Origin of the sequence: Novosphingobium clariflavum, from assembly GCF_026420865.1 — a bacterium.
Lineage (GTDB): Bacteria > Pseudomonadota > Alphaproteobacteria > Sphingomonadales > Sphingomonadaceae > Novosphingobium > Novosphingobium clariflavum.
The window spans coordinates 1-1,524 of record NZ_JAPCWC010000076.1 but is presented as its reverse complement, the minus strand read 5'-3'; the positions used below and the strand labels follow the sequence as shown (position 1 = coordinate 1,524).

General features: G+C 63.5%; 1 protein-coding gene. It reads right to left on the bottom strand.

Going from position 1 to position 1,524, the window contains the following annotated elements; translation table 11 throughout:
• Positions 1-326 precede the first annotated feature (326 nt).
• Entirely contained in the window at positions 327-1,442 is a 1,116-nt protein-coding gene (locus tag OKA11_RS24280) for an IS110 family RNA-guided transposase (RefSeq protein ID WP_017502580.1), read from the bottom strand.
• Positions 1,443-1,524: the final 82 nt, after the last annotated feature.

Sequence of the window (1,524 nt, the reverse complement as noted above, 5' to 3'; positions counted from 1 at the left end):
CACAGATATACGCTCTCATGACTGCCATCCGAGACGCTGGCCGAGTTTACTCCTTCGCTGGCCGCGAGACCAGCGGTCGCATTGACCTTGGCGGGTGTGCCGCGGGCGCCTGATCGACGACGATTGATCATGCTCTCATCCGCGGGTTGATTGCCGCACTACCCGTATCCGTCGCTGGGCCTATCCTCCGTCTAAGTTCGGGCGTCGGACGAACCTGCCCCACCGTACACCGTGGATTGCCCATCACAGTCGGGTGCCCGCGGCACGCCGGCCAAGGCTATGCAGTTGGTGCGCTGGCGCCTCCTCTCGTTAATGTCGTGGGTGGATCAGCCGGCTATCGCCGGCGACACCCGACGGGCGATGTCCCAGGCATAGCCGACCAGTTCACGCGCGATCGCGGTGGTCACCTTGGGCTGAGGCTTGCCCGTGGCCGCCAGGCGACGGTAGCGCTGGCACAGGCGAACCTGCGCTTTCCACCCGATCGCCTGGATGTCCTCGGACAAGTCGATGACCCGCTCACGGTAGCGTCGTTCCTCGCGAGCGGGCAGTCGATACGACCAGCCCGCCTCAATCAGCATGGTTCGTGCCTGCGCGTTGCCCGCGCGGGTGATCCGGCCCCGTTTGGTCCGAGCGCCGCTGGAGTGCTCGGACGGCACCAAGCCGACATACGCCATCAGTTGCTTGGGATTGTCGAAGCGGGTGAGATCGCCTACTTCAGCGACCAGCGTCGCAGCGCTGACCAGCCTGATACCGCGCAGGACCTGCAGATTGCGGACCAGCGGCGCGAAACACCATGCATCCACCGCTTCGGCCAATGCTGCCTCGAGCCGTCCCACTCGCGCCTGCGCCTCCAGCACCCGCTTCTGCATTTCCTCGAATGCCAGCTGTTGGTGGGGAAAATCGAACCGCTGCTCGGACAACCACCGCCAGTACATTTTCGTCCAGGCCGCCTTGCCGCCGAAACGACGATCATGACGCAACAGGAAGCTGCGCACCGTTTGCTTGGCCCCGATGGCATCGTCCTGCGCATTTCGCCGAGCGCGGATGAGATCGCGTACCGCCTCATGCGCTTCGTCCGGCACCCAGATCGCGGTGAGTTCGCCGGCGCGTAGCAGCCGCGCCAGTGTCATCGCGTCACGTCGGTCCGTCTTCACATGGTCGCCCGGGCGTCGCGGCATCATTGAGGGGGCGATGACAATGCAATCCTGCCCCAGCTTCGTCAGCAGCCGATGCAGGCCATAGCCACAGGGACCAGCTTCGTAGCAGACGTTCAACGTAACGCCCGGTCCCGTTAGTCGCTTGACCAGCTTTCTGACCGCATCGTCCTCGTTGGCGACTGTTCCGATGAAACGCACCTCGCCTCCGCGCTGTCCATCGGCAACAGCGACCGCAATGGTTTCCTTATGCACGTCCAGACCAACGTATTTCACTGCCTCCGTCATGACTCGCCTCCGCTGCTGAAAAATCCATCATCAGCATCTCAGATTCGAGCCTCCGAGGCTCTGGCAGTCATGGGGTCTAAGC